Below are 4,900 nucleotides of genomic sequence, written 5' to 3' on the forward strand. Positions count from 1 at the left end.
CCGCTGGTGGTGTAGGTGTGGCCGAGTTTGGTGGTCCAGTGGTGGTCGCCGTCGGGGAGGGGCTGGTAGGTCCATCCGGCGTCGTGTCGGATGCGGTGGTCGTGGCGGCAAAGGGGGACGAGGTTGGTGATGGTGGTGGGGCCGCCGTCGGCGTACGGTGTGCGATGGTCGAGGTCGCAGCTCGCGGCGGGCATGCGGCATCCGGGGAAGACGCAGGTCGGGTTGCGGGCTTCGGCGAGTCTGCGTTGGCCGGTGGTGGGTCGCCGGCGTGTGGTGCCCTGGTAGGTGGGCTGTCCGGTATCGGGGTCGGTGACGGTGAAGTGCCATTGGCCGGCTTGTTGTTGTTCGGTGACGTGTCGGGCGATGTCGGCGATGACTGGCCCGTAGCCGGCCAGCTCGCCGGGGTGATCGGCGAGATTCGTCAGGGTTTGGAGGTCGACGTGGATTTCGACGGCGCCTGTGGTCTTGGTGGCGTAGCCGGGTGTGCCTTCGAGGAGGTCCAGGAAGACGTCGGCGCGCAGTTGGTCCATGGTGCGGGACTCGCCGGCGGTCTTGAGGCTGCGGGCGAGTTGATTGATCTTCGCGGCTGCGGCGGTGACCCGATCGGGGGCGAGGTCGAGGCCGAGGAGGTGAGCGGTGCCCGATTCGGTCGGTTCTGCGATGAGGCGCCGTTCGTCGATTGCTCGCCGGTACCGTTGCTGCGCATCGTCGGGGTCGATATCGATACAGAGCCTGCGGATCCGTGCTGCGAGCTGCCCGGACGTGAGGTGAGACGCATCCGCCATCACCCGGTCGGTGACATCGCGGGCGAGACCGATCGGCAGATGTTCGGTCCCGAAGCTGATGGTCTTGGCGCGACGCAGGTCGATATCCCCGCCGGCAAGGCGATCCCAGACTCGGGGGAGACGCTGTCTCAGGACGAAAGCGAACGCAAGCTCCGAGTCGGCGGCCCGTCGGGTCAACCGCAACGCGACCCGGATCTCGGCCGCCGCGGACTCTATCGCCAACGGGTCGTCGGGGTCGCCCATCGCGTCGGCGACGGCAGCCATGTCCTCGTAGGTGTGGGCCTGGTAGTGCGACGCCATCCGCCGATGGGCCCGCAGCACCACGATACGGTCATATCCTGACAGCTTCCCGACATCGATCGTCGACAGGAACGCAGCCAACACCGGACCCGGCTCCATCTCATCGAGCCGGCGAGGAATCGGTTCAACCTTGCCATCGAACATATGTTCGATCATACACGGCTACACCGACAAAAACTACCCCCGAAAACTCGCATGTCGAGCTGCCATCCGGCTCGTCCCGTCATGCCGGCCGAGAGCCCGGCCATGGTCGCGGACGCACTCGGAGACACGAGCACGATGACCGCCCCTCGAACATCGACGAAGAGACCGATCGGTGCCGCTTTCGGTGGGTGACGGGCGCGTGTTCGCCCGCGATTCACCGGCACGAAATGCAATACTTGGTGTCCTACGCAAGTGGAAGGAGACAGACATGGCCGAGCACCTTGTCGGAACCGTGAGCCACTACTACGACAAGCTGGGAGTTGTGGGCATCGAGCTGTCCAGCGAACTCAGGGTTGGCGATACGATCCACATCCTCGGGCACATCTCGGACTTCACCCAGACCGTCGACTCCATGCAGATCGAGCATGAGGCGGTTGATGCGGCGAAGGCGGGAGACCCCATCGGCGTCAAAGTGAACGAACGGGCACGTGTCGGCGACCAGGTTTTCGTGGTCACGCCCGACTGATCGAAGCCGTGGGATCACGTGCATGTCTCGCGGGCTGTGCGGTAAATCGAAGGGCTTTTGACCCTCTCAGGGCACAGACGTCCATTGATCGGGACGGGGTCGCAGGCGGAAGGCGATGAAGGCCGATTGCCGGAGGAGTCTGGCGTGTTCGGCCGGGTCCGTCTGCCTGTTTTGCGTCGACCGGATCATCTCCTTGCCGGTGTCGACACCGATGGTTTCTTCTCGGGGTGGGCCAGGCAGGGCTCGAACCTGCGACCTACGGATTATGAGCTTGAATCCGGGGCATCGGATGAGCAGGGCAAACCGCCGGAAACGCAGTCGTGACTGGGGTTTTCGGCTTGCATCGCTACTGGTCGATTCGTGGTGTTTCTCATCGGCTGGCGGACCAGATACGGACAAGAACCACTGACGGCTCGCGGGACCATTCGGAACTGCCACAACGTTGCGTACAACCGGGTGGTGATGAGCATCCCCGACCCTGCAGAGGAGCTGCGTCGTCTCTATCCGCCGATTCTCACCACGGCCCAGGTGGCGGAGATGATGCACTGCACGATCGGTGACGTTCGCGACAAGGTCCACCGCCGTGAGGTTCCGGCGCTGCGCTGGGGTCAGCAGTTCCGCTTCTTTCACGACGAGGTGATCGCGGCGATGATTCGTGTGGCTGGTGATGAACCCGACCTCGACAACGGGGACCTACCGGATGACACCGGCGGGGACAAGCCGTGACCGGCGGCGAGATCAACTATGACCGCTGGTACCCGGAGGTGCCGGCGGTGATGGACACGAGACAGCTCGCCGGGCTGTTGGGCACCAACGTGCAGATCGTGCGCGCCTGGGTACGCGAAGGGATCATCCCCGCCCACCGGCTACCCGGCGGCCGTAAACTCACGTTCCTCCGCCACGAGATCTTCCAATGGCTCATCGCGAACCGGTACGAACCGACCGCTGAGCAACGAGGACGCTGACACCGGGAGTGCCCCCGCCTTCAGTCCCGATCGAAGCGCCGCTCGAACATCGCTGGTGGCTATCACCGCCGGGTCCTGTCCGGGCCACTATCCCTAGCCAGGAACCTCGAGGTTCGCAGAGAGGGAAAAGGTCGCATGCGCCGAGAACCTGAAGGAACCGAACCCGTCCGGCAGGCCGTCAGAGCCGACACGCTGAAGTTTCGGCGACATGTGGCCCTGGCACGCTCTTGGCCGCTTCCTTGTGGGCCGTCGGGTTGTCGGATTCGGAGCGTCACCGATTGGTAACGGAGATCTGGTGAACTTCGTCTTGGCGACATGGTCCGGACCGCGGTGTCGGCGGGGGAGTAAGACCGGCCACGAGGTGAGGTTCCGGGACGGTTGGTTGGGTGATCGTTGATGGCTTAGGAACAGGGCGGCCTGGCCGCGTATCCGGTCGATCGGTACCGTGAGACGTCAGGTCACCTCCCTGGTTCGTCCGGAATCGGCGGTCGGGGGACACTGAGTTCGACGGTCACGTCGGGCTTCGCAGCCGGCAGCCCGTTGTGCGTTGCGAGCACCACAGTCTTGGTCTGGGCCACAAGTGAGGCGAACGGGACTCTGAGAGCTTCACCTGACTCCGAATCCGGATCCGAGGTCGGTTCATCGACTACGGCATTCTCGAACGGCTACTACGGCTGCACCGACTGCCCAGGCTGCTCCGAGTTCGGGCCCGGTGGTCGTACATGTCACTGCCGCAGAGATGGCGGTCATCGTCTGGCCGCCAGTTGTTCACGTCGATCGATGGAACCACAAGGACGTCGTGGTCGTATCCGACAAGCCGTTGATCACTTGGCAGTATCGATTTGCAGCATCCGATCGTGGAGCGCCTCCAAGTGACTCGGGCGGAACGGTCGGACGGTGATGCGGCCGAGTGTGGGCAGGATATGACGGTCGATCTTGGGCCGATACCCGCGCCAGGTGCTACCGGTCGGAGCTGACACGAGTTGAAGCGTCTGATCATGCGGGAGTCGACATGGACAGGTGGGTGTACGGGAACTGAATCATGGACTTCGGGCAAGTAGGGGTTGAGGCCCCTTGCAGGGTTGCGGGTCGGCTGGGTGAGCGAGAGGAGAAAGCATGAAGTCGCGTCATGCACGCGGGGTTGCCTTCGTCCTGGAGGATACGCCTGAGTGTTTCGCGTCCTACGCCGACCTTCTGGAGTCGAGAGGGGTCGCACGTGCATCAGGCTACAGTCCGACCACGGTGGACAGAGGAACTCTGGCCGCGGCGGGCATCATTGCCACGCACTATGACATCGACACCGGGTCTTCTATCAGTATCTCGGGTGGACCGTGCAACGGTGGAGGCTTGACATTGTCAGCCGACTGGAAGAACAGGATCGATGCGACGGCCAGTGTTTGTTACGTGCAGCACTTCGACTGGGACAACTACTGGGTACTGCTGCAAACGACGACGCCGCCGTACTACCAGTTGCTCTGGACTCGTAATCAGAACAAGACCAACTCGTTGAAGTACGTCTCCGGGTGACCCCGCTCGGGCCTTTGGGATGACTCCAGACAGATAGGGTGGGTCAGGTGGAAGATGCGCGCAGCGACGCGGAGATCCTCGCGCAGGTGAGGGTCCATCCGGAGGAGTTCGCGAACATCTTCCACCGTCACTACGACACGATCCACGGGTATCTGGCTCGAAGGATCGGTCCTGACGTGGCAGATGACCTGGCGTCGGAGGTGTTCCTGGTCGCGTTGCGTCGAGCAGCAGCGTTTGACGGCCGGGATCGTGAGGCTCTGCCGTGGCTGTACGGGATCGCGACGAACGTGCTGCATCGTCACCGTCGTGATGAGGTTCGTCGCTGGCGTGCCTTCCAACGTCTCGCCGGTCGAGAAGACGCATACGTCGATGTCGAGTTCGACGCGGTTGAGGACCGTCAGGCCGCCGCTCAGTTCAGGTCGTGCCTGGCTGCTGCGTTGAGCGAGATGGGGCGTCACCGTCGAGACGTACTCCTTCTCCACGCGTGGGAAGGACTCACCTATGAACAGATCGCACACGCACTCGGCGTACCGGTAGGGACGGTGCGGTCCCGACTGTGGCGGGCACGCCGGATGGTGAGGGAACTCTGCGAACCGACCGGACAACAAACAGGTGACGGCCACCTTCCGATCGACAGAGGAGGATCCCAATGA

General features: G+C 63.4%; 6 protein-coding genes. 5 read left to right on the plus strand and 1 reads right to left on the minus strand.

Translation table 11 applies throughout. The features are described 5' to 3' along the window. Window positions 1–1,229 (minus strand): DUF222 domain-containing protein (locus tag GXP34_08960; GenBank protein NOY56103.1); only part of this gene is annotated, 1,229 nt, incomplete at its 3' end. 268 nt (window positions 1,230–1,497) lie between these two features. Here GXP34_08960 and GXP34_08965 point away from each other — a divergent pair. The 5 genes from GXP34_08965 to GXP34_08985 all read left to right on the plus strand — a co-directional run bounded on the left by GXP34_08965 (window position 1,498) and on the right by GXP34_08985 (window position 4,900). After that, entirely contained in the window at window positions 1,498–1,755 is a 258-nt protein-coding gene (locus tag GXP34_08965) for a translation elongation factor-like protein (protein ID NOY56104.1), read from the plus strand. Window positions 1,756–2,115: 360 nt separating this feature from the next. After that, complete coding sequence (locus GXP34_08970; protein NOY56105.1) at window positions 2,116–2,481, plus strand: helix-turn-helix domain-containing protein; 366 nt, start codon at window positions 2,116–2,118, stop codon at window positions 2,479–2,481. Then, window positions 2,478–2,720: a helix-turn-helix domain-containing protein gene (locus tag GXP34_08975; GenBank protein ID NOY56106.1), complete on the plus strand. Its 243-nt coding sequence runs from the start codon at window positions 2,478–2,480 to the stop codon at window positions 2,718–2,720. The genes GXP34_08970 and GXP34_08975 overlap by 4 nt, the downstream gene beginning before the upstream one ends. 1,242 nt (window positions 2,721–3,962) lie before the next feature. Beyond that, the gene (locus tag GXP34_08980; GenBank protein ID NOY56107.1) at window positions 3,963–4,247 is read left to right on the plus strand and encodes a hypothetical protein; all 285 of its coding nucleotides are present in this window, start codon (window positions 3,963–3,965) and stop codon (window positions 4,245–4,247) included. Between the two features lie 38 nt (window positions 4,248–4,285). Further along, window positions 4,286–4,900 (plus strand): RNA polymerase sigma factor, encoded by a 615-nt coding sequence (locus GXP34_08985; protein ID NOY56108.1) that lies wholly within the window; start codon window positions 4,286–4,288, stop codon window positions 4,898–4,900.

It is taken from the genome of Actinomycetota bacterium (assembly GCA_013152275.1).
In the GTDB taxonomy this organism is placed as follows: Bacteria; Actinomycetota; Acidimicrobiia; order Spongiisociales; family UBA4744; genus BMS3Bbin01.